This is a genomic window from Streptomyces sp. NPDC002499 (assembly GCF_053595415.1).
Map to the genome: position 1 here is coordinate 524,999 of NZ_JBSFXO010000004.1, position 20,694 is coordinate 545,692.

General features: G+C 71.8%; 19 protein-coding genes. 3 read left to right on the plus strand and 16 right to left on the minus strand.

Translation table 11 applies throughout. From position 1 onward, the window contains the following. Positions 1 to 3: 3 nt before the first annotated feature. From ACWD5F_RS13410 to ACWD5F_RS13420, 3 genes are read right to left on the minus strand one after another with little or no spacing between them, the layout of a single operon-like run. Positions 4 to 1,305, minus strand: coding sequence for a hemolysin family protein (locus ACWD5F_RS13410; RefSeq protein WP_401720851.1), 1,302 nt, complete (start codon positions 1,303 to 1,305; stop codon positions 4 to 6). Beyond that, positions 1,302 to 1,799 carry an rRNA maturation RNase YbeY gene (gene ybeY / locus ACWD5F_RS13415; protein ID WP_401720854.1) on the minus strand — a complete coding sequence of 166 codons (498 nt, stop codon included), beginning with the start codon at positions 1,797 to 1,799 and terminating at the stop codon, positions 1,302 to 1,304. The genes ACWD5F_RS13410 and ybeY overlap by 4 nt, the downstream gene beginning before the upstream one ends. A gap of 12 nt (positions 1,800 to 1,811) precedes the next feature. Next, positions 1,812 to 2,870 carry a PhoH family protein gene (locus ACWD5F_RS13420; RefSeq protein ID WP_451253915.1) on the minus strand — a complete coding sequence of 353 codons (1,059 nt, stop codon included), beginning with the start codon at positions 2,868 to 2,870 and terminating at the stop codon, positions 1,812 to 1,814. Positions 2,871 to 3,130: 260 nt separating this feature from the next. Here ACWD5F_RS13420 and ACWD5F_RS13425 point away from each other — a divergent pair, with 260 nt between their 5' ends. Beyond that, positions 3,131 to 3,853, plus strand: a complete 723-nt coding sequence (locus tag ACWD5F_RS13425) for an FAD binding domain-containing protein (protein ID WP_451253917.1) — start codon at positions 3,131 to 3,133, stop codon at positions 3,851 to 3,853. A gap of 27 nt (positions 3,854 to 3,880) precedes the next feature. Here ACWD5F_RS13425 and ACWD5F_RS13430 read toward each other — a convergent pair whose 3' ends face one another. The 3 genes from ACWD5F_RS13430 to ACWD5F_RS13440 all read right to left on the minus strand — a co-directional run bounded on the left by ACWD5F_RS13430 (position 3,881) and on the right by ACWD5F_RS13440 (position 7,415). Continuing rightward, positions 3,881 to 5,032 (minus strand): carbohydrate kinase family protein, encoded by a 1,152-nt coding sequence (locus ACWD5F_RS13430; protein ID WP_451253919.1) that lies wholly within the window; start codon positions 5,030 to 5,032, stop codon positions 3,881 to 3,883. Positions 5,033 to 5,232: 200 nt separating this feature from the next. Further along, positions 5,233 to 6,522 (minus strand): glucarate dehydratase family protein, encoded by a 1,290-nt coding sequence (locus tag ACWD5F_RS13435; RefSeq protein WP_451253921.1) that lies wholly within the window; start codon positions 6,520 to 6,522, stop codon positions 5,233 to 5,235. Beyond that, entirely contained in the window at positions 6,519 to 7,415 is an 897-nt protein-coding gene (locus tag ACWD5F_RS13440) for a 5-dehydro-4-deoxyglucarate dehydratase (protein ID WP_451254131.1), read from the minus strand. Before ACWD5F_RS13440 ends, ACWD5F_RS13435 begins: the two co-directional genes overlap by 4 nt. A 158-nt stretch (positions 7,416 to 7,573) precedes the next feature. On the opposite strand from ACWD5F_RS13440, the gene ACWD5F_RS13445 reads away from it, so the two are divergent. Together ACWD5F_RS13445 and ACWD5F_RS13450 are read left to right on the plus strand one after the other, a co-directional pair. Further along, positions 7,574 to 8,356, plus strand: a complete 783-nt coding sequence (locus ACWD5F_RS13445; protein ID WP_451253923.1) for an IclR family transcriptional regulator — start codon at positions 7,574 to 7,576, stop codon at positions 8,354 to 8,356. Between the two features lie 209 nt (positions 8,357 to 8,565). Beyond that, entirely contained in the window at positions 8,566 to 9,774 is a 1,209-nt protein-coding gene (locus tag ACWD5F_RS13450; protein WP_451253925.1) for an MFS transporter, read from the plus strand. Positions 9,775 to 9,785: 11 nt separating this feature from the next. On the opposite strand, the gene ACWD5F_RS13455 is transcribed toward ACWD5F_RS13450, so the two are convergent. The 10 genes from ACWD5F_RS13455 to hrcA form a co-directional block, all read right to left on the minus strand. Continuing rightward, positions 9,786 to 10,775: an adenosine deaminase gene (locus ACWD5F_RS13455; protein ID WP_451253927.1), complete on the minus strand. Its 990-nt coding sequence runs from the start codon at positions 10,773 to 10,775 to the stop codon at positions 9,786 to 9,788. A 20-nt stretch (positions 10,776 to 10,795) separates the two neighbouring features. Then, on the minus strand, positions 10,796 to 11,701 hold the full coding sequence (locus ACWD5F_RS13460; RefSeq protein WP_451253929.1) for a ribonuclease Z: 906 nt from the start codon (positions 11,699 to 11,701) through the stop codon (positions 10,796 to 10,798). Positions 11,702 to 11,715: 14 nt separating this feature from the next. Further along, positions 11,716 to 12,069: a histidine triad nucleotide-binding protein gene (locus ACWD5F_RS13465; RefSeq protein WP_451253931.1), complete on the minus strand. Its 354-nt coding sequence runs from the start codon at positions 12,067 to 12,069 to the stop codon at positions 11,716 to 11,718. Positions 12,070 to 12,166: 97 nt separating this feature from the next. Beyond that, positions 12,167 to 15,367 (minus strand): S41 family peptidase, encoded by a 3,201-nt coding sequence (locus tag ACWD5F_RS13470; RefSeq protein ID WP_451253933.1) that lies wholly within the window; start codon positions 15,365 to 15,367, stop codon positions 12,167 to 12,169. A 73-nt stretch (positions 15,368 to 15,440) separates the two neighbouring features. After that, positions 15,441 to 16,001 (minus strand): hypothetical protein, encoded by a 561-nt coding sequence (locus ACWD5F_RS13475; protein WP_451253935.1) that lies wholly within the window; start codon positions 15,999 to 16,001, stop codon positions 15,441 to 15,443. A gap of 104 nt (positions 16,002 to 16,105) precedes the next feature. Continuing rightward, the gene (locus tag ACWD5F_RS13480) at positions 16,106 to 16,498 is read right to left on the minus strand and encodes a VOC family protein (protein ID WP_401720891.1); all 393 of its coding nucleotides are present in this window, start codon (positions 16,496 to 16,498) and stop codon (positions 16,106 to 16,108) included. 20 nt (positions 16,499 to 16,518) lie between these two features. Next, positions 16,519 to 17,271 carry a 16S rRNA (uracil(1498)-N(3))-methyltransferase gene (locus ACWD5F_RS13485; RefSeq protein WP_451253937.1) on the minus strand — a complete coding sequence of 251 codons (753 nt, stop codon included), beginning with the start codon at positions 17,269 to 17,271 and terminating at the stop codon, positions 16,519 to 16,521. Continuing rightward, complete coding sequence (locus ACWD5F_RS13490) at positions 17,268 to 18,344, minus strand: nitronate monooxygenase (RefSeq protein ID WP_451253939.1); 1,077 nt, start codon at positions 18,342 to 18,344, stop codon at positions 17,268 to 17,270. The genes ACWD5F_RS13485 and ACWD5F_RS13490 overlap by 4 nt, the downstream gene beginning before the upstream one ends. 144 nt (positions 18,345 to 18,488) lie before the next feature. Beyond that, positions 18,489 to 19,622 carry a molecular chaperone DnaJ gene (gene dnaJ, locus ACWD5F_RS13495; protein WP_401720899.1) on the minus strand — a complete coding sequence of 378 codons (1,134 nt, stop codon included), beginning with the start codon at positions 19,620 to 19,622 and terminating at the stop codon, positions 18,489 to 18,491. After that, positions 19,623 to 20,639 (minus strand): heat-inducible transcriptional repressor HrcA, encoded by a 1,017-nt coding sequence (gene hrcA / locus ACWD5F_RS13500; protein WP_401720902.1) that lies wholly within the window; start codon positions 20,637 to 20,639, stop codon positions 19,623 to 19,625. Positions 20,640 to 20,694: the final 55 nt, after the last annotated feature.

Consider the following 20,694-nt stretch of genomic DNA (forward strand, 5'->3'; position numbering starts at 1 on the left):
CCGTCACTCCTTCGGTTTCGCCTCGGTGTCGGCCGGGTCCACCGGCTCCACCAGGACCGTGACGATCTTGTTGCGGCGGCCGGCCGAGTCCTCGGCGGTCAGGCGCAGTTCACGTCCGTCCGGCAGCTCGACCACGCTGGACGCGCCCGCGATGGGCACTCGGCCCAGGGCCTTGGCGAGGAGGCCGCCGACGGTCTCCACGTCCTCGTCGTCGTACTCCTCCAGGCCGTACAGCTCGCCGAGGTCGGTGATGTCGAGGCGGGCCGTGACGCGGTAGCGGTCGTCGCCGAGCTCCTCGACCGGCGGGAGTTCACGGTCGTACTCGTCCGTGATCTCGCCGACGATCTCCTCCAGGATGTCCTCGATGGTGACGATGCCGGCCGTGCCGCCGTACTCGTCGATGACGACGGCGACGTGATTGCGGTCCTGCTGCATCTCGCGCAGCAGATCGCCCGCGTTCTTCGTGTCGGGCACGAAGGCGGCGGGGCGCATGGCCGTCGACACCAGTTCGCTCTCCGCGTCCCGGCTGATGTGCGTCTTGCGGGCCAGGTCCTTCAGGTACACGATCCCGACGATGTCGTCCTCGCTCTCCCCGGTCACCGGGATGCGCGAGAAACCCGACCGCAGGGCGAGGGTGAGGGCCTGACGGATCGTCTTGTAGCGCTCGATGACGACGAGGTCGGTCCGCGGGACCATGACCTCCCGTACGAGCGTGTCGCCCAGCTCGAAGACCGAGTGCACCATGCGGCGCTCGTCGTCCTCGATCAGCGACTCCTTCTCGGCGAGGTCGACCAGCGCGCGCAGCTCCGCCTCGGAGGCGAAGGGACCGCGGCGGAACCCCTTGCCGGGGGTGAGCGCGTTGCCGATGAGGATCAGCAGGTACGGGACCGGCCCCATGATCCGGGCGAGCGGCACCAGTACGTACGCGGCCGCGGTTGCCGTGTTCAGCGGATGCTGGCGGCCGATGGTGCGCGGGGAGACCCCGACGGCCACGTACGACACCAGGACCATCACGCCGATCGCGACCAGGAGGGCCTCGGTGGTGCCGGAGAACTCCTGGAGACAGGCGTACGTCACCAGCGCGGCGGCCGCCATCTCGCAGGCCACGCGGACCAGCAGGGCGACGTTCAGATAGCGGGTCGGGTCGGCCGCGACCTGCGCCAGCTTCGCGCTGCCCCGGCGGCCGGACTTGACGGCCTCCTCGGCGCGGAAGCTGGACACGCGCGCGAGGCCCGCCTCCGCGCAGGCGGCGAGCCAGGCGACGACGACCAGCGCGACGGCGCCCGCGACGATCTGCGGGCTCATGAGACGGTCGGAGCCGGAGAGGGGCCGGTCATGCCCTTCTCCGCACGCCAGCCGTCCACGATGGCGGCCTGCAGACCGAACATCTCGGCCTTCTCGTCCGGCTCCTCGTGGTCGTAACCCAGCAGGTGCAACACCCCATGGACGGTGAGCAGTTGGAGCTCCTCGTCCATGGAGTGCTGTGTCGGCGCTTCCTCGCCCTGCTTCTTGGCGACCTCGGGACACAGCACGATGTCCCCGAGCAGCCCCGCCACCGGCTCCTCGTCGTCCTTCGCCGGCGGACGCAGCTCGTCCATCGGGAACGACATCACGTCGGTCGGCCCCGGCAGGTCCATCCACTGGATGTGCAGCTGCTCCATGGCGTCGTCGTCCACGACGATCACCGAGAGCTCGGAGAGCGGGTGGATACGCATCCGCGCGAGCGCGTAGCGGGCGATGTCGAGGATCGCCTGCTCGTCGACCTCGGTTCCGGACTCGTTGTTGACGTCGATCGACATGGTCGTGCTGGTCTACTTCCGCTTGTTACGGGCGCCCTTGTGGGTGCCGTTCTCCGTACCGTTCTCGCTGTCGTACTTCTCGTACGCGTCGACGATACGGCCGACCAGCTTGTGCCGTACGACATCCTGCGACGACAGCCGCGAGAAGTGGACGTCGTCGACCCCTTCGAGGATGTCCTGCACCTGGCGCAGACCGCTCTTGGTGCCGCTCGGCAGGTCGACCTGCGTCACGTCACCGGTGATCACGATCTTCGACTCGAAGCCGAGCCGGGTGAGGAACATCTTCATCTGCTCGGGGCTCGTGTTCTGGGCCTCGTCCAGGATGATGAAGGCGTCGTTGAGCGTACGGCCGCGCATGTACGCCAGCGGGGCGACCTCGATCGTGCCCGCGGCCATCAGCTTCGGGATCGACTCCGGGTCCAGCATGTCGTGCAGCGCGTCGTACAGCGGGCGCAGGTAGGGGTCGATCTTCTCGTAGAGCGTGCCCGGCAGGAAGCCGAGCCGCTCGCCCGCCTCGACCGCGGGGCGGGTGAGGATGATGCGGGTGACCTGCTTGGCCTGCAGGGCCTGCACCGCCTTGGCCATGGCGAGGTAGGTCTTGCCGGTGCCGGCCGGACCGATGCCGAAGACGATCGTGTGCTTGTCGATCGCGTCGACGTACCGCTTCTGGTTCAGGGTCTTGGGGCGGATGGTGCGGCCGCGCGAGGACAGGATGTTCTGCGTCAGGACCTCGGCCGGGGTCTCCTGGCCGTCGCTCTTCCCGTTCTCGCTCGCCCTCAGCATGGCGATCGAGCGTTCCACTGCGTCCTCCGTCATCGGCTGGCCCGTGCGGAGCACCAGCATCATCTCGTCGAACAGGCGCTGGACGAGGGCGACTTCACCGGCGTCGCCGACCGCGTTGATCTCATTGCCCCGGACGTGGATGTCGGCCGCCGGGAAGGCCTTCTCGATCACGCGCAGGAGGGCGTCGCCGGAACCCAGCACGGTGACCATCGGGTGCTGGGCAGGGACCGTGAACTGTGCTCTGGCCTGCCCCTGCGCGGGGGTGGGAGCTGTGGGTGTCTGAGTCATGGGCCGGCTCTGTAGGCCTGCGATTCCTCCTCGTCACGGCCGCGTAGCTGAGGGCGGCCTCGCGGTTCCAAGAGTACGTCGGTGCACTGACAACGCCGTAGGGCTTTTCGCGGGTGTGGGCGCCCTGTGTGAAGCGATGAGCCCTGCATGCTCCCCCCGCGCGTGGGAAGAATGCGCTCCGTCACCACTATTCGTGCGCCGCTACACGCGTTCGAAGACGGCGACGCCCGTCTCGCCCGTCCGGAGAAAGAAGGTAGGCCGTGCTCCTGCGTCTGCCCACGTCCGTGTCCGAGGCACAGCGGTGCCTGACCGAGGGGGCGATACCCGTCGGTGGTGCCACCCTCGTGTGGGCGGGCTGGCAACGGGACGGCTTCCCGGAACAGGCCGTGTCCCTGCGCGAGGTGCCGGAGGCGAACGTCCTCGGCGCCGAGGAGCTGGGGGCGGCGGTGCTGCTGCACCAGGTCGACGAGCGGGTGCCGGAGGTGCTGCGGCGGGCGGCGGCCGGGATAGGCACGGGGGCCGTGCGGCGGACCGCGACGGTGGGCGGGAACATCGTCGGCAGCACGCTGCGGTGTCTGCTGCCCGCGGCCCTGGTGCTGGGCGCCCGCGCCCTGGTCCTGACACCGGAGGGCCCGGTCCGCACGGACCTGGCCGAGCTGCTGGCCAAGCAGCCCCTCCTCCTGAGCCTGCACTGGCGCGCCCCGGTCGCCAGCGGCTACCGCAAGCTCCCCGAGGCGGCGGGCGGCCCCCCGCCCTACGTGGTCGCCTCCGCGGTCCACGCCCCCACGGGCACACGCCCCCTGCTGCGGGTCGCCGTGCGGGAGGGGTACGAGGTGATCAGCGAGTCCGTTCCGTGCGACACCGGCACGGAGGCGGTCCTGGAGGCGCTGGACGGTACGGCGCTGGGGTCACTGCCGGCGCAGGTGCGCGAGGTGGTCCATGAGCAGGTCAGCGAGGTACTGGGGCGGGCCGAGGAGCGCTGAGGGGCCGATCCTCCGCGTCCTGAACGGTCAGGTCGATCTGCCGAAGCCGATCGTCGGCACCGCCCGGCGCAGCGGCCAGGGTCTCGCCGCCGCCTCCGGGAGGAGGGTCTCCAGGAAGGCGTACCGCTGGAGGGCCGTCGGGTCCTGGGCCTCGACGGACTGGACCTTGCGCCACCAGGCCGCGATCTCGGACCAGCCGGGCGCCGAGAGCGAGCCGCCGAACTCCTGGACGGACAGCGCCGCCGTGAGGCCCGCGAAGGCGAGGCGGTCCGCGAGCGGCCAGTCGGCCAGGGTGCCGGTGACGAAGCCGGCCACGAAGACGTCACCGGCGCCGGTGGGGTCGAGGGCCTCCACGGCGATGGCGGGCACCTCGGCGGTCTCGCCGGTCCGCCGGTCGACCGCGTAGGCGCCCTCCGCGCCGAGGGTCACCACCGCGAGCGGCACGTGTTCGGTGAGGGCGTGGGCGGCGGCGCGCGGGGACTTGGCGCCCGTGTAGCGCATGGCCTCCTCCGCGTTCGGCAGGAAGGCCTCGCAGTGTTCGAGGTCGGGCAGGCCCGCCAGGTCCCAGGCGCCGGTCTCGTCCCAGCCGACGTCGGCGAAGACGCGGGTGCCCCGGCGCGCGGCCTCGGCGATCCAGGGGGCGTGCTCGCCGGGCGTGAGGGAGGCGACGGCGGCACGCGCGCGGGGCGGGTTGTCCAGGACGCCGGTCTTGGCGACGGCCACGGCCTCGGAGGGCGGCTCGTGGCCGTGGGAGACCATCGTGCGCTCGCCCTCGTAGGCCATGGAGACGGTGACCGGGGAGTGCCAGCCGGGAACCGTGCGGGAGGTGGAGAGGTCGATGTGCTCGCCCTGCTCCAGGGCGTCCCAGCAGTACTCCCCGTAGTGGTCGTCGCCGAAGGCCGCGGCGAGGGACGTGCGCAGGCCCAGGCGGGCCAGGGCGGTGGCCATGTTGGCGACGCCGCCGGGGCTCGACCCCATCCCGCGCGCCCAGGACTCGGTCCCGCGCACCGGGGCGGTCTCCAGACCCGTGAAGACGATGTCGAGGAAGACCGTGCCCGTGAGGTACACGTCCCAGGGGGGATCGTCCGGTGCGCGCACGGCGGCCAGCGGGTCGACCTCGGCCTGACACTGCGGTCCCGAGGTGACGGGCGAGGGTCCCTTCCCATTGGGCGCGATCACGGTGCACTCCCTGACATGGTGCGGATCAGGCCAGTGTGCACCACACCACCGACAACCGGCCGTCGCAGCAGGCCCGCCCGTGGGTCGCGCCGGGGACGGGAGCCGCAGGTCCACCGCGTGCCGCCGCGCCGTCACCGCGTTGGCGCCCGGCCGCCGCCCGCGTCCGGATCCGGCCGCCCCGCCCCGACCGCCGCCCGTGCCTACCAGCGAGGCACGCTCGGCGTCTCCCACCCCGGTTCCGCGACCCGCATCGCCGCCGCGTCGTCCCGCTCGCGCAGCGACCCGTCGTCGTCGAGCCACCGCCGATGGAGCAACTCCAGCTTGTTGTGGTCGAGTTGGACGCCGAGGCCGGGCGCGTCGGAGACGGTGACCTTGCCGCCCACGAAGGTGAGGCGCTCGGTGAGGACGTCCTCGGACTGCCAGGGGTAGTGGGAGTCGCAGGCGTGGTGGAGGTTGGGGACGGTGGACGCGACATGGGTCATCGCGGCCAGGCTGATCCCCAGGTGCGTGTTGGAGTGCATGGACACCCCGACGCCGAACGTCGCGCAGACGGCGGCGAGTTGCTGGGTGTTGCGCAGGCCGCCCCAGTAGTGGTGGTCGGAGAGGACGACCTGGACGGCGTCCCGCGAGAACGCCTCCCTGATCTCGGCGAAGGTCGTCACGCACATGTTGGTGGCGAGCGGGACGCCGGTCCCTGCCGACACCTCGGCCATGGCCGGCGTACCGAGGGCCGGGTCCTCCAGGTACTCCAGGAGGTCGCCCACCTCCTGCGCCACCTTGAGCGAAGTCGCCACGGACCAGGCGCCGTTGGGGTCGAGCCGCAGCGGATGTCCGGGGAAGGCCTCGGCCAACGCCCGTACGGCGGCGATCTCCTCGTCCGGCGGGAAGACCCCGCCCTTGAGCTTGAACGAGGTGAACCCGTACCGCTCCTTGAACTTCCGCGCCTGCTCGACGACCCCCGCCGGATCGACCGCGGCCCCCCAGTCGTCCTTCTCGCAGGCCACGCCCGCCGGATGGTCGGCCCACTTGTAGAACAGGTACGCGCTGTACTCGACGGCGTCCCGCACCTTGCCCCCGAGCAGCGCGTGCACGGGCAGGCCGAGGGTCTTGCCGAGGGCGTCGAGGCAGGCGACCTCGAAGCCGGAGACGACGGACAGGCGCAGCTTGTCGGCGGTCTGGACCCCGCGCAGCCCGCCGACGTCGACCTGAGCGGAGACCCGGGAGTCGTCCACGGAGACCTCGTCGGCGATCGTGAACAGCCCGTTCAGATCCGTGACCTGACGGCCCTTCAGTTTCTCGGCGAACGGCCGGGCCAGCTCCAGGTACTTGGTGTCGCCGTACGTCTCGCCGACGCCGGTGACCCCGTCGGCCGTCTCCACCTCGACGATCAGCCGGGGGGTGTACGGCTGGTGCACGCCCTGTGTGTTGAGCAGGGGCGGGTCGGCGATCAGGATCGGCGTGAGCCGGACGTCGGTGATGGTGAGGTTCACAGGGCGGCTCCTACGAGGTCGAGGCCGGCGGCGAGGAGGGCCTTGAGGTCGGCCAGGTCGGCGGCCGAGGGGTCGGTGAGCGGGGCGCGGACGGGACCGACGGGCCGGCCGCGCAGTCGGGCCGCCGCCTTGACCAGCGAGACCGCGTATCCCGGTACCCGGTCGCGGAGTTCGACGAGCGGGACGTAGAAGTCGCGCAGCAGCTTGTCGACCGTGCCGTCGTCGCCGGCGCTCAGGGCGGCGAAGAAGGCGTTCGCGATCTCGGGGGCGAAGGCGTGCACGGCGGAGGAGTAGGCGGGGACGCCGACAGTGGCGTAGGCGCGGGCCTGGATCTCGGCGGTGGAGGCGCCGTTGAAGAAGAGGAAGTCCTCCGGGGCGGCCAGGGTGAGGCGCTGGAGGCGGTCGAGGTCGCTGTGGCCGTCCTTGAGGCCGATGACGCCGGGGATCCGCGTGATCCGCCGGAACGCGTCCATCCCGAAGGCGACCTGGCCGCGCTGGTAGGCGATGAGCGGCAGCGAGGTGCGGGCGGCGATCTGCTCCAGCTGCGCGACCAGTCCGTCCTGCGGGGCGGCGACGAGGTAGTGCGGCAGGACCAGGAGGGCGTCGGCTCCCGCCTCCTCGGCGATGCGCGCGAACCGTACGGCCTGCGCCCAGCCGTAGCCGACGCCGGCGACCACGGGCAGGCGGCCGGCCGCCTCCTCGACGGTGACGGCGACGACCGTGCGGTACTCGTCCTCGTCCAGCGAGAAGAACTCGCCGGTGCCGCAGGCCGGGAAGACGGCGCCGGGTGCGGCGGCGATCTGCGCCGCCACATGGGCGCGGAAGCCGTCCGGGTCGAGCGAGCCGTCCTCGTGGAAGGAGGTGAGCGGGAAGGAGAGCACACCGCCCGTCATCCCGTCCCGCAGCCTGCGCACCACGGTCTCCGTCGCGCCGTTCACCTTAGGCACCTGAGGCCATCTCCCCATGTAGACGTTATCCACGTATGAAGACAGAGATTAGATACGCGAACCACGACCGTCAATGGGGCGCTCACGCTCGCTACCATCGGCGCATGTCAGAGCCCGGTGGCGTCCGCGAGGTGAAGTCCGCCGCCCGCACGGTCGAGCTGCTCGAACTGCTCGCCGCGCGCGGCGACCGTCCCGCGCGACTCCAGGAGCTCGCCGACGAGCTGGGCGTGCCGCGCAGCTCGATGTACGCGCTGCTCCAGACCCTGATCAGCCGCGGCTGGGTGCGTACCGACGTCACCGGCTCGCTCTACGGCATCGGCATCCACGCGCTGCTCACCGGCACCACCTACCTCGACTCCGACCCGCGCGTGCGTGCCGTACGCCCGTATCTCGACGAGGCCTCCGTGGCGCTCGGCGAGACGATCCACATGGGGCGCCTCGACGGGTGGGACGTGGCGTATCTCGCGACCCGGGAGTCGCACGAGTACCTGCGCACGATCCTGCGGGTCGGGCGGCGGCTGCCGGCGCACGTGGGCGCGCTGGGCAAGGCGCTGCTGGCCCAGCGCCCGGACGAGGACCTGCCCGAGGGCCCGTACGAGGCCCTCACGCCCAACACCCGCACCACCCGTGAGTCCCTGGCCTCCGACCTCGCCCTGATCCGCGCCCGCGGCTACTCGATCGACCGCGAGGAGGGCGTCCTCGGCATCGTCGGCTTCGGCTTCGCGCTGCGCTACGACACCCCGGCCCAGGACGCGATCAGCTGCGCGGTGCCGGTGGCCCGGCTGACGACCGAGCACGAGGAGCGGATCGTGACGGTCATGCGGGAGATCAGGGAGAAGATCGAGTCGGCGACCCCGGGCGCGGGAGGCGCGGTGCACTGGCGTTAGCCCTGGTCGGACAGGCTAAGTTCACCTCGGCGTCGCTCTCTGCTACCCGACCTCCCCCGCCCCAAACGCAACGTGCGCCACATCACACATCCCGGGCTTCTTTCCGGAACCGCGTGCTTGATACAAATTCCTCGCGCGTTCCTGTCCGTCGACGGCCTGCGCCCAACCCCCTTCATGAGCCGCTTCTTTCGCATGCCCTGGGAACGCCCGTGTTCGCCCCCCGCACCATCGCCTGGCCCCTCGTCGCCCTTTTCACGGCCGGGTACCTCGCTCCCTACCTCCTCCCGACCACCGTCGGCCGCCTGGACTCCGGGCTGCCGCTGAGCGCCACGCAGGCCGGCGCCCTCGGCAGCGCCCTGCTGCTGAGCTCGGCCGCCGCCGGCTTCGTGCTCGCCTCCCGCGTCGACCGCGTGGGCCCCCGCACCCTCGCCCGCATCGGCCTCGCCCTCGCCGTCCTCGGCTACGGCACCGCCGCCCTCACCACCGCCGTCCCCGCGGTCGTCCTGGGCGCGCTGGTCGGCGGCTTCGGCTCCGGTACGGCCACCACGGTCGCCGCCACCGGCATCGCCGCCCAGCCCGACCCGCACCGCACCACCACGGTCGGCCTGCTCGGCGTCTCCGCGCTCGCCGGCGCGGTCTATCTGACGGTCCCGCACCTCGGCCCGGGCCACGGCCAGCCACTCGCCGCGATCGCTCTCACCGCACTGCTCGTCTGGCCGCTCACCGGCCGCCTCCCGCTCCGCACGGCGACCACCCACGCCGTGCTCGACGGCAGCCGCCTCCCGCACTTCCGCGCCGGACTGCTCCTCGCCGTCACCATGCCCTGCTGGTCCCTCGTGCAGAACTCCCTGTGGGGCGTCAGCGGCCGGATCGGCCTGGACCAGGCGCGGTTGACGGAGACCACCGTCGGCGCGGTCTTCGCCGTGGCGCTCGGCGCGGGCCTGTTCGGCGTGACGGTCGCGGGCGCCCTCGGCCCCCGCCTGGGCCGCGCGCTGCCCATCGGCGCCGGTACGGCCGTCATCGCGCTCTGCATCCTGCTGAGCGCGTCCGCGACCGACCTGACGACCTTCGCGACCGGCGAGATCGCCTGGAACCTGCTCTACCCGGTCGTCCTGTCCTACGTCATCGGCCTCGCCGCCTCCCTCGACCCACGCGGACGCTGGGCCGTCCTGGTCGGCTCGGCGTCCTCGCTCGGGACGGCGGCGGGACCGCTGACGGGGAGCGTGCTGGCCGCGCGGGCCGGGTTCCCGGCGATGGGGGCGATCCTGGCCGTCGGGCTGCTGGTGATCGCCGTACCGATGACCGCGGTCGCGCTGGGCTTCGGCAGGCGTCAACTGCCGGTCGTGGAGATCCCCGTGGAGACGATCTCCGTGGACACGCCCGTCCCGCACGCGTACGACACGACACCGGCCGCCTAGAACTCGTACGACTAGAACTCGTACGCGTCGACCTCGGCCAGGTACCGCGCCCGCAGCTCCTCGTCGTCCTCCAGGAAGGACGCGACGAACGAGTTGCGGGCCAGTTCGCGCAACCGGTCCTCGCTCAGACCCAGCGCCGAGCGCACCGCGTCGAAGTTGTCGCCCGCGTAGCCGCCGAAGTAGGCGGGGTCGTCGGAGTTGACCGTGCAGAGCAGACCCGCGTCCAGCATGGCGGGCAGCGGGTGCTCGGCCAGGACGTCCACCGCGCGCAGCCGCACGTTGGACAGCGGGCACAGGGTCAGCGGGACCCGGTCCCGGACCAGGCGGGCGACGAGTGTCTCGTCCTCCATGCAGCGCAGCCCGTGGTCGATCCGCTCGACGCCGAGGACGTCAAGGGCCTCGGTGATGTACTCCGGCGGACCCTCCTCACCGGCGTGCGCGACCCGTCGTAGACCGAGGGCCGCGGCGGCCTCGTAGACCTCGCGGAACTTCACCGGCGGGTGGCCGACCTCCGCCGAGTCGAGGCCGATGCCGACGATCCGGTCGAGGTACGGCTTCGCGGCCTCCAGCGTCTCCATGGCCGACTCGGCGGACTGGTCGCGCAGGAAGCACAGGATGAGGCGGGTGGAGACGCCGTGCTGCGCCTCGCTGCTCCCCAGCGCCCGCCACAGGCCGTTCACCACCGTGCCCATGTCCACGCCCCGCGCGAGGTGCGCCTGCGGGTCGAAGAAGATCTCCGCGTGCCGTACGCCCTGCGCGGCGGCGCGGGCGAGATAGGCGTTCGCCAGGTCCTCGAAGTCCCGCTCGGTGCGCAGGACGGCCATCAGCTCGTAGTAGAGGTTCAGGAAGGTCTGGAGGTCGTCGAAGAGATACGCCTTGCGCAGTTCCTCGGTGTCCGCGTAGGGCAGCGCGACACCGTTGCGGGCGGCGAGCGCGAAGGCGAGCTCCGGCTCCAGGGTGCCTTCGATGTGCAGGTGCAGTTCGGCTTTGGGGAGAGGCATCGAAGTATCGTACGGGTGTTTTATCGCCGTTTCGGAACCGGCACCCGCAGCAGATCGTGCGCCACGGTCAGCTCCCCCTCGTAGCCCGCCGCCCGTGCCTGCCGCTCGAACTCGTCGGGGTCGGAGTAGCGCTGGCTGAAGTGGGTGAGGACCAGATGCCGTACGCCGGCCTCGCGCGCCACCTCCGCCGCCTGCCCCGCGGTCAAGTGACCGTGGTCCACGGCGAGTTGCTCGTCCGCGTCGAGGAACGTCGACTCGATGACCAGCATGTCGCAGCCCTCCGCGAGGGCGTGGACGCCGTCGCAGAGACGGGTGTCCATGACGAACGCGAAGCGCTGGCCGCGGCGCGTCTCGCTGACCTCGGCGAGGGAGACGCCGCCGACCGATCCCTCGCGCTGGATACGGCCCACGTCCGGGCCCTTGATGCCGTGCTCGGCGAGGCGGTCGGGGAGCATGCGGCGGCCGTCGGGTTCGGTGAGGCGGTAGCCGTAGGACTCGACGGGGTGGGACAGCTTGCGGGCTTCCAGGGTGTACGAGGGTGTGGTGACGAGTACGCCGTCCGCGTCCACGGGGGCCTCCGTGATGCCGACCGTCTCGCGGTAGGCGGTGGAGTAGCGCAGGCGGTCGAAGAAGTGCTGCCCCGAGCGCGGGTAGTGCGCGGTGATCTCGTGCGGGACCCGGTCCAGGTTGATGCGCTGGATGACGCCGGCGAGACCGAGGGAGTGATCGCCGTGGAAGTGCGTCACGCAGATCCGGTTGAGGTCGTGCGCGGCGACGCCCGCGCGGAGCATCTGGCGCTGGGTGCCCTCGCCGGGGTCGAAGAGGATGCCTTCGGCGTCCCAGCGGAGGAGGTAGCCGTTGTGGTTGCGGTGGCGGGTGGGGACCTGGCTGGCTGTGCCGAGGACCACGAGTTCGCGTACGGACATGGCGACTTGGCGACCTAGCCGGGGGGCCAGGTCATGCCTCGGCCGCCCAGGATGTGGGCGTGGGCGTGGAAGACGGTCTGGCCTACGCCGGTGCCGGTGTTGAACACGAGGCGATAGCTGTCGAGCTTCTCCTCGGCGGCGATTTCGCCGGCCTCGCGCAGTACGTCGGCGGCGACCGTCGGTTCGGCGGTGGCCAGTTCGGCGGCGTTCTCGTAGTGGGCCTTGGGGATGACCAGTACGTGGGTGGGGGCCTGGGGGTTGATGTCCCGGAACGCGACGGTGGTCTGTGTCTCACGGACGATGGTGGCCGGGATCTGTCCTGCGGCGATCTTGCAGAACAGGCAGTCGTCTTGAGGGTCCCCTGGCATGTGGCCGCTCCTCGCACAGATTGATCGAATATGGGGGCATCGTAGCGTTGTCGGGTGCGCGTGCGTTGTGGCTGGTCGCGCAGTTCCCCGCGCCCCTTTAGGTGGGCAAAGCGGGCGGGGTTTTGGCCGGGCTGGTCTCCAGTGACTCAAGGGCCAAGCGGATTGCCTCGTCCAGTTGGGGGTCCCTGCCCGCCGCGTAATCCTGAGGCCTCTGCACGACCTCCACGTCCGGGTCCACGCCGTGGTTCTCCACGCCCCACCCGTAACCCTCAAGCCAGAAAGCGAACTTGGGCTGGGTCACTCGGGTGCCGTCGACCAGGTTGTATCGGTTGTCGATGCCGATGACTCCGCCCCAGGTGCGGGTGCCCACGACCGGGCCGATGCCGAGGGCCTTGATCGCGGCGTTGACGATGTCGCCGTCGGAGCCGGAGAACTCGTTGGCGATGGCGACGACGGGGCCGCGGGGGGCGTCCTCGGGGTAGCTGTAGGGGCGGACGCCGCGGGGGACGTCCCAGCCGACGATGCGGCGGGCCAGTTTCTCGATGACCAGTTGGGAGGTGTGGCCGCCGCGGTTCTCGCGGATGTCGACGACGAGGCCCTCGCGAGCCACCTCGATCCGGAGGTCGCGGTGGATCTGGGCCCAGCCGGGGGCCTGCATGTCGGGGACGTGGAGGTAGCCGAGGCGGCCGGCGGAGTGTTCGTGGACGTAGGCGCGGCGGTCGGCGACCCAGGCGTGGTAGCGGAGGGGTTCCTCGTCCGAGACCGGGACCACGACCGCGTGGCGCTGGTCGCCGCCGCCCGACGGGAGGATCGTCAGCTCGATCGGTTTGCCCGCCGTGCCGACCAGGAGGGGGCCCGGGCCGGTGATCGGGTCCACGGGGCGGCCCGCCACGGCGACGATCGCGTCCCCCGCGCGGACCGCCACGCCGGGTGCGGCCAGCGGGGAGCGGGCGTCGGGGTCGGAGGTCTCGGCGGGCAGGACCCGGTCGACGCGCCAACTGCCGTCCTCGTGACGGGAGATGTCGGCACCGAGCAGGCCCTGGCGCTCGCCGTCGCCGTGGCCGCCGCGCGCGGTGACGTAGGCGTGCGAGGTGCCCAGCTCGCCCTGCACCTCCCACAGGAGGTCGACGAGGTCGTCGTGGGTGGCGACCCGGTCCAGGACGGGGCGGTAGCGGTCCAGGACGCCGGCCCAGTCGACGCCACCCAGGTCGGGGCGCCAGAAGTTGTCCCGCATGAGGCGGCCGGTCTCGTCGTACATCTGGCGCCACTCGGCGGCCGGGTCGACGGTCTGGCGGACGCGGCTGAGGTCGACGGTGATGTTCGTGTCGCTGTCGTCGTCGCCGGAGGCGCGCCGGTCGCTGGGGACGACCTTGAGCTTGCCGTCGGTCCACAGCAGGACCCGCTTGCCGTCGCCGCTGACCGTGAGGTGGTCGGCGTCCGAGGCGAGGTGCTCGATGCGCTGCTGGACCAGGTCGTACCGTTCCAGCGCGGTCCGCGGGTCGGGGTCGTCCGGGGTGGCCCGGGAGGCGCCGAGGACACCGCGCACCGGGTGGCGCAGCCACAGCACGCCGTCCTTGGCTGCGCGCAGGGTGGAGTAGCGGGCGGCCTCGACCGGGAACGGCACGATCCGGTCGGCGAGCCCTTCGAGGTCGATACGGGTGCTGGGGGCGCCCTCGCTGTCGGGCGTCTCGTCCTTGTCCGGGGCCTCGAAGGGCCGGCCGTGGCGCTGCGGCCCGAACGGGGACGGGGTCGTCGCGGCCAGCGTGATCAGGTGCGGGCGGGAGCCGCCGACGAAGGCCAGATCGAAGACGTGCTCGTCGTAGACCGGGTCGAAGGAGCGCGCCGAGAGGAAGGCGAGGTGCTTGCCGTCGAGGGTGAAGACCGGCGAGTAGTCGCGGAAGCGGAGCGGGGTGGCCTCGGTGACCGAGAGGTCGGTGGTGTTGGCGAGCCGGAGCTGGCGCAGCGGGCGCGGGCCGGGGTGGGACCAGGCGAGCCAGCCGGAGTCGGGCGAGAAGACCAGGCCTGACACGTTCCCGTCGGGGCTGCGGTCGATCTCCCGGACCTCGCCGCTGTCCCGCTCGACGAGCAGGACGCGTCCGTCGTGCGCGGCGACGGCGACCCGGCTGCCGTCGGGCGCCACGGCGAGGTCGAGGACCCGGCCGAGCTGTCCCGCGGCGAGCCGGCGCGGGGTGGCGCCGGGGGCGCTGCCGGTCGCGGGGGCGAACTCCAGGGCGTCGTCGCCCTCGGCGTCGGTCACCCAGACGACGTGCTCCTCGCCGTCGGCGCGGAAGGTGCGCGGCAGGCGGGCCCGTACGCCGGGTTCGGCGGCGAGCGCGCGGGCGGGGCCCGCGCGGTGGGTGACCCAGTGCACGGCGCCGCGGACGGCGACCGCGCTGCCGCGGGCGGTGTGGTCGGGGTGGGCGGAGCCGAACCAGCGGGCCGCGTTCACGGGGAAGGGCTGGAGGTCGACGCGCGGGCCGCCGAGCCGGATGTCGAGGCGGCGGGGTTCGGCGCCGTCGAGGTCGTCGAGGACCCACAGCTCGCCGACGCTGGAGTAGACGAGTCGGCCGCCGTCGCCCGCCAAGTGCCGTGCGTAGAAGCCGTCGACGGGTGTGTGGCGGCGCAGGTCGGACCCGTCGGCGAGGGAGGAGTAGACGGCACCGACACCCTCGTGGTCGGAGAGGAAGGCGATCCGGTCCCCCACCCACACGGGGGTCTCCAGATTCCCGTCCAACTCCTCGTGCAGGCGCACGAATTCACCGTCGCCGTCCGGATCGATCCACAACTTGCCCGCCGTACCGCCCCGGTACCGCTTCCACCAGGCGGCCTCGCGGCCCATCGGCGCGGACAGCAGCACGGTGGACGGCCCGAAGGCCACATCGCCGACCGGCCCGTACGGCAGGGTGGCGGCCGGTCCGCCGTCCAGCGGGACGGCCCGCGCCCAGCTGCGGCGCAGGCTCGCCTGACCCTGCGCGCTGATCGCGAGCACCTCTCCGTCCGGGGTCCAACCGCGCACCTGGGTACGCGAACTCCCCCAGTGCGTAAGGCGTTTGGCGGGGCCGCCGTCGACCGGCGCGACATGCACCTCGGGCGCGCCGTCCCGGCCGGACGTCCAGGCGACGGTCGTCCCGTCCGGCGAGATGCGCGGATGGTTGACCGGCACGTTGTCGGCACTGACCCGCCAGGCCCGACCACCGTCGAGGGGCGCGAGCCACACATCGTCCTCGGCGGTGAACGCCACCGAGTCGCCGTGCAGATGCGGATACCGGAGATAGGCGTGGGCCGCGGGCTGTGTCACCCGATCACTCTATGCAGTCGCGCTCACCGGGCACAGGGGTTTGGATCACTTGGCCACGGACTGTCCGACCGGGTCACTTGCCCTCGACGGGCCAGCAACTGGGGTCGCCCTGGCAGTAGATCGTCCGGGTGACCGTCACCGTGACCGTGGGTTCGCCGGGTTGCTGGTAGGTGGCGGGCGGGTTGACCGGGGACGGGGTGGCGTTGCAGTTGCCGAGGCCGTTCACCCGGAACCACTCCTTGCCGCCCACCTTGGCGACCAACTGACCGCGTACGCAGGAGCCGTTGACCGCGCGGGTGACCGTCCCGGTGACGGTGATCTTCCGGCCGTCCTTGGTCTCGCCCTGGCAGTCCACGTTGGCGACGGTCGTCTCGCTCGCCTCGGGTGTCGACTTCCCGGGCGTGTAGGCCTTGTCGTTGCCGTAGTTGGCGGTGCAGCTGAGCCACTGGACGTCGACGTTCTTCCGCTCCAGCTCCTTGGTCGCGGTCTGGTCGGTCGTGTACGCCACCGCCGCCGTGCTCAGCCCGTTGGGATCGCACCCGACGGCCCCGCCGACACCGAGCACCACGAGCCCGGCCACGGCCAGCACCCGCGGTCCGCGCGGCCGAAGCCAAATCCGCCTCAATGCCCCCATGGAGGGCAGCCTGCCACTTGGCACGGCACCACGGTAGACCGCATGTGGTCACCTTGGGAGGCACAACGACAACCTTCCGGGTCCGAACATCCGCCCGGTGGCCGTCAGCCGCGCAGCAGCAACCACTCCTGAAGTTCCACCAGATTGCCCTCGGGGTCCTTGAGATGGGCGACGCGCATCCGGTCGGTGAAGGGGGCGGGGCCGTGCAGGAGGGTGGCGCCGCGCTCGGTGATCTGGGCGCAGTAGGTGTCGAGGTTGTCGACACGCAGGACGACGAGGGAGCGGTGGCCGGTGGCCGAGTCGCCGAGTTCGCCCAGGACTTCGGCCATCATGGCGCGGTCCTGGAGGGCGATGCCCGCCGAACCGGTGGCCGGGCTGAACTTCTCGTACGGGCCCTCGGTCGCGCCCGACTGCGGCTTCAGGCCGAGGACTTCGGCGTAGAAGCGGTAGCAGGCGGCGAAGTCGGTGACGAGGAGGCGGACTTGGGCGAGTTCCATGGGTTCCCCCGGGAGGACGTTCAGGACCAGCGGCCGGTGCGGCCGAGGAGCAGGGCCGTCGCCGCGGTGCCCGCGGTCGAGGTACGCAGCACGCTACGCCCGAGGCGGTAGGCCTTCGCGCCGGCCTCCTCGAAGCGCGTCAACTCCTCGGGAGAGACACCGCCTTCGGGGCCGACGACCAGCACGATCTCGCCCGTGGCGGGGAGTTCGGCGGTGGCCAGCGGGTCGCTGGGGTAGGCGCGGTCCTCGTGCAGGACGGCGGCGAAGTCGGCTTTGGCGAGAAGTGCGACAACCTGGGCGGTCGTCGCCGCGTCCGCGACCTCCGGGAAGCGCAGCCGGCGGGACTGCTTGCCGGCCTCGCGGGCGGTGGCCCGCCACTTGGCGAGGGCCTTGAGGCCGCGCTCGCCCTTCCACTGGGTGATGCAGCGGGCGGCGGCCCAGGGGACGATCGCGTCGACGCCGGTCTCGGTCATCGTCTCGACGGCCAGCTCGCCGCGGTCGCCCTTGGGCAGGGCCTGGACGACGGTGATACGGGGGGTGGGTTCGGGTTCCACCGGGAAGTCGGAGGGCTCGACGAGGAGCCGGTCCTTGCCCTCGGTGCGCAGGACCGCACCGGCCGCGCCCCGGCCCAGACCGTCGGTCAGCACCACGTCCTCGCCGGGCTGCAGCCGTCGTACCGAAACCGCGTGCCGTCCCTCGGGACCGGTCACCTCGACGACCGACCCGGGGCCCACGCCCTCCAGGGAGTCGACCACGAACACCGGCGCGGTCACCGGAAGCCGCCCTTGCCCGACAACGCTGTCTTCGCCGAGTCGAGTTCGGCGGCCAGGACCTCCACCAGCTGTCCGGCGGGGAGTTCGCGGGCCATGCGGTGGCCCTGTCCCGCCCACAGCGCCATGCCCTGCGCGTCCCCGGCCTTGGCGGCGGCCTTGCGCAGCGGCGAGGTGAGGTGGTGGACCTGCGGGTAGGCGGCGGGGGCGTAGGGGCCGTGCTCGCGCATGAAGCGGTTGACCAGGCCGCGGGCGGGGCGGCCGGAGAAGGCGCGGGTCAGTTGCGTACGGGCGAACAGGGGGTTGGTCAGCGCCTGCTTGTGGACGGCGGCGGCGCCGGACTCGGCGGTGGCGAGGAACGCCGTGCCGAGCTGGGCCGCGCTCGCGCCCGCCGCGAGGACGGAGGCGATCTGGCCGCCGCGCATGATGCCGCCGGCGGCGAGGATCGGCAGGGTGACGGTCTCGCGGACCTGGGCGACCAGGGAGAGCACGCCGATGCCGGAGCCGTCGTTCTCCGGGATGTCCCGGTGGGTGCCCTGGTGGCCGCCGGCCTCCACGCCCTGCGCGATCACCGCGTCGGCGCCGGCCCGCTCCACCGCGAGGGCCTCCTCGGCGGTGGTCACGGTGACCACGGTGAAGGTGCCGGCCCGGCGCAGCGAGTCCAGCACATCCCGGCTCGGGATGCCGAAGTGGAAGGAGACCACCGCCACCGGGTTGTCGAGCAGCACCGCGAGCTTGGAGTCGTAGGCGTCGTCCCGGCCGCTGTCCGGATCGCCGAGCTCGGTCTCGTACCAGGCGGCCTCGCCGGCCAGCTGGTGGGCGTAGATCTCGACGGCGCCGGGGTCGGCGTTGTCCGGCTGCGGCATGAACAGGTTCACGCCGAAGGGACGGTTCGTGAGCCCTCGGATCTGCTTGATCTCCTGGTACATGCCGTCGGCCGTCTTGTACCCGGCGGCGAGGAACCCCAGCCCGCCGGCCTCGGACACGGCGGCGGCGAGCCGCGGCACGGAGACGCCGCCCGCCATGGGCGCCTGCACGATCGGGTGAGGGAAGAGATCGGTCAGTGCGGAGGACATGACGGCATGTTGTCACGTCCTCCGAACAAGTCCGAATCGGCCTTCGGCAGGGCATAGGCCTACGGCATCTCACGGCACCGGCGGGATGTCGGTGGCCATTTCCCGCCGGTACGGAGTCCGGGGGCGACAACCCCCGGCAACCCGTCACCGACCGTTGAACGCGTCCTTCAACCGCGAGAACAACCCCTGCTGCCCCGGCTGGAACTGCCCCGTGGGCCGCTCCTCGCCGCGCAGTTGGGCCAGTTCGCGCAGCAGGCGTTCCTGCTCCGGGTCCAGCTTGCTCGGGGTCATGACCTCGACGTGCACGATGAGGTCGCCCCGGCCGCCGCCGCGCAGATGCGTGACGCCGCGGCCGTGCAGCGGGATCGACTGGCCGGACTGGGTGCCGGGCCTGATGTCGACCTCCTCCAGACCGTCCAGCGTCTCCAGCGGCACCTTCGTGCCGAGGGAGGCCGCGGTCATCGGGAGGGTCACCGTGCAGTGCAGGTCGTCACCGCGCCGCTGGAACATCGCGTGCGGCAGCTCGTGGATCTCCACGTACAGGTCGCCGGCGGGGCCGCCGCCGGGGCCGACCTCGCCCTCGCCCGCGAGCTGGATCCGGGTGCCGTTGTCGACGCCGGCCGGGATCTTGACCGTCAGCGTGCGCCGCGAGCGGATCCGGCCGTCGCCCGCGCACTCCGGGCACGGGGTCGGTACGACCGTGCCGAAGCCCTGGCACTGGGGGCAGGGGCGGGAGGTCATGACCTGACCGAGGAAGGACCGGGTGACCTGGGACACCTCGCCGCGACCGCGGCACATGTCACAGGTCTGGGCCGAGGTCCCCGGCGCCGCGCCCTCACCGTTGCAGGTGGTGCAGACGATCGCCGTGTCGACCTGGATGTCCTTCGTGGTGCCGAAGGCCGCCTCGTCCAGCTCGATGTCCAGCCGGATCATGGCGTCCTGGCCCCGGCGGGTCCGCGAGCGCGGGCCGCGCTGCGAGGCCGTGCCGAAGAAAGCGTCCATGATGTCCGAGAAGTTCCCGAAGCCGCCCGCGCCGAAGCCGCCGGCACCGCCGCCGGCCTGCGAGAGCGGGTCGCCGCCGAGGTCGTAGACCTGCTTCTTCTGCGGGTCCGACAACACCTCGTAGGCGGCGTTGATCTCCTTGAACCGCTCCTGGGTCTTCGGATCCGGGTTGACGTCCGGGTGCAGCTCGCGCGCGAGCCGACGGAACGCCTTCTTGATCTCATCCTGCGACGCGTCGCGGCGCACGCCGAGAACGGCGTAGTAGTCCGTGGCCACTTACGACTCCGCCAGGATCTGTCCGACGTACCGTGCCACTGCGCGTACCGCTCCCATCGTTCCCGGGTAATCCATGCGGGTCGGTCCGACCACGCCGAGCTTGGCGACTGCCTCGCCGCCCGAACCGTAGCCCACCGACACCACGGAAGTGGAGTTGAGTCCCTCGTAGGCGTTCTCGTGACCGATGCGTACGGTCATGCCCGAATCCCCTGCCTCGCCAAGCAACTTGAGGAGTACGACATGTTCCTCCAAGGCCTCCAGAACGGGGCGGATGGTGAGGGGGAAGTCATGTCCGAAACGGGTGAGATTGGCCGTTCCGCCGATCACCAGCCGCTCCTCGTTCTCCTCGACGAGTGTCTCCAGGAGGGTGGAGAGCACCGTCGAGACCGTGCCGCGGTCCTCGACGTCGAAGGCGTCGGGGAGGTCCTCCACGAGCCGGGGGACGTCCGAGAACCGGCGGCCCGCGACCGTGCTGTTGAGCCGCGCCCGCAGATCCGCGAGCGAGGTCTCCCCGAAGGGCGCCGGGCAGTCCACCATGCGCTGCTCGACCCGGCCGGTGTCCGTGATCAGCACCAGCATCAGCCGGGCCGGAGCCAGTGCGAGCAGCTCCACGTGGCGCACGGTCGAGCGGGTCAGCGAGGGGTACTGCACGACGGCGACCTGCCGGGTGAGCTGCGCGAGCAGCCGTACCGTGCGGGCCACGACGTCGTCGAGGTCCACGGCGCCGTCCAGGAAGTTCTGGATGGCGCGCCGCTCGGGGCCGCTCATCGGCTTGACGCCGGCGAGCTTGTCGACGAACAGCCGGTAGCCCTTGTCGGTGGGGATGCGCCCGGCGCTGGTGTGCGGCTGGGCGATGAAGCCCTCGTCCTCCAGGGCCGCCATGTCGTTGCGCACCGTCGCCGGGGAGACGCCGAGGTTGTGCCGCTCGGTGAGGGCCTTCGACCCGACCGGCTCCTCGGTGCCGACATAGTCCTGGACGATGGCGCGCAGCACCTGGAGCCGTCGTTCACTCAACATCGCGCACACCTCCCGAACTCGTCCCCTGGGCGCTTCGCCTGGCACTCTGTCCAGC

Coding starts and splice junctions, on each gene's coding strand:
- ACWD5F_RS13410 (WP_401720851.1), bottom strand. CDS start 1,305: ATGAGCCCGCAGATCGTCGCGGGCGCCGTCGCGCTGGTCGTCGTCGCC.
- ybeY (WP_401720854.1), bottom strand. CDS start 1,799: ATGTCGATCGACGTCAACAACGAGTCCGGAACCGAGGTCGACGAGCAG.
- ACWD5F_RS13420 (WP_451253915.1), bottom strand. CDS start 2,870: ATGACTCAGACACCCACAGCTCCCACCCCCGCGCAGGGGCAGGCCAGA.
- ACWD5F_RS13440 (WP_451254131.1), bottom strand. CDS start 7,415: ATGACGGGCGGTGTGCTCTCCTTCCCGCTCACCTCCTTCCACGAGGAC.
- ACWD5F_RS13445 (WP_451253923.1), top strand. CDS start 7,574: ATGTCAGAGCCCGGTGGCGTCCGCGAGGTGAAGTCCGCCGCCCGCACG.
- ACWD5F_RS13455 (WP_451253927.1), bottom strand. CDS start 10,775: ATGCCTCTCCCCAAAGCCGAACTGCACCTGCACATCGAAGGCACCCTG.
- ACWD5F_RS13460 (WP_451253929.1), bottom strand. CDS start 11,701: ATGTCCGTACGCGAACTCGTGGTCCTCGGCACAGCCAGCCAGGTCCCC.
- ACWD5F_RS13465 (WP_451253931.1), bottom strand. CDS start 12,069: ATGCCAGGGGACCCTCAAGACGACTGCCTGTTCTGCAAGATCGCCGCA.
- ACWD5F_RS13475 (WP_451253935.1), bottom strand. CDS start 16,001: ATGGGGGCATTGAGGCGGATTTGGCTTCGGCCGCGCGGACCGCGGGTG.
- ACWD5F_RS13480 (WP_401720891.1), bottom strand. CDS start 16,498: ATGGAACTCGCCCAAGTCCGCCTCCTCGTCACCGACTTCGCCGCCTGC.
- ACWD5F_RS13490 (WP_451253939.1), bottom strand. CDS start 18,344: ATGTCCTCCGCACTGACCGATCTCTTCCCTCACCCGATCGTGCAGGCG.
- hrcA (WP_401720902.1), bottom strand. CDS start 20,639: ATGTTGAGTGAACGACGGCTCCAGGTGCTGCGCGCCATCGTCCAGGAC.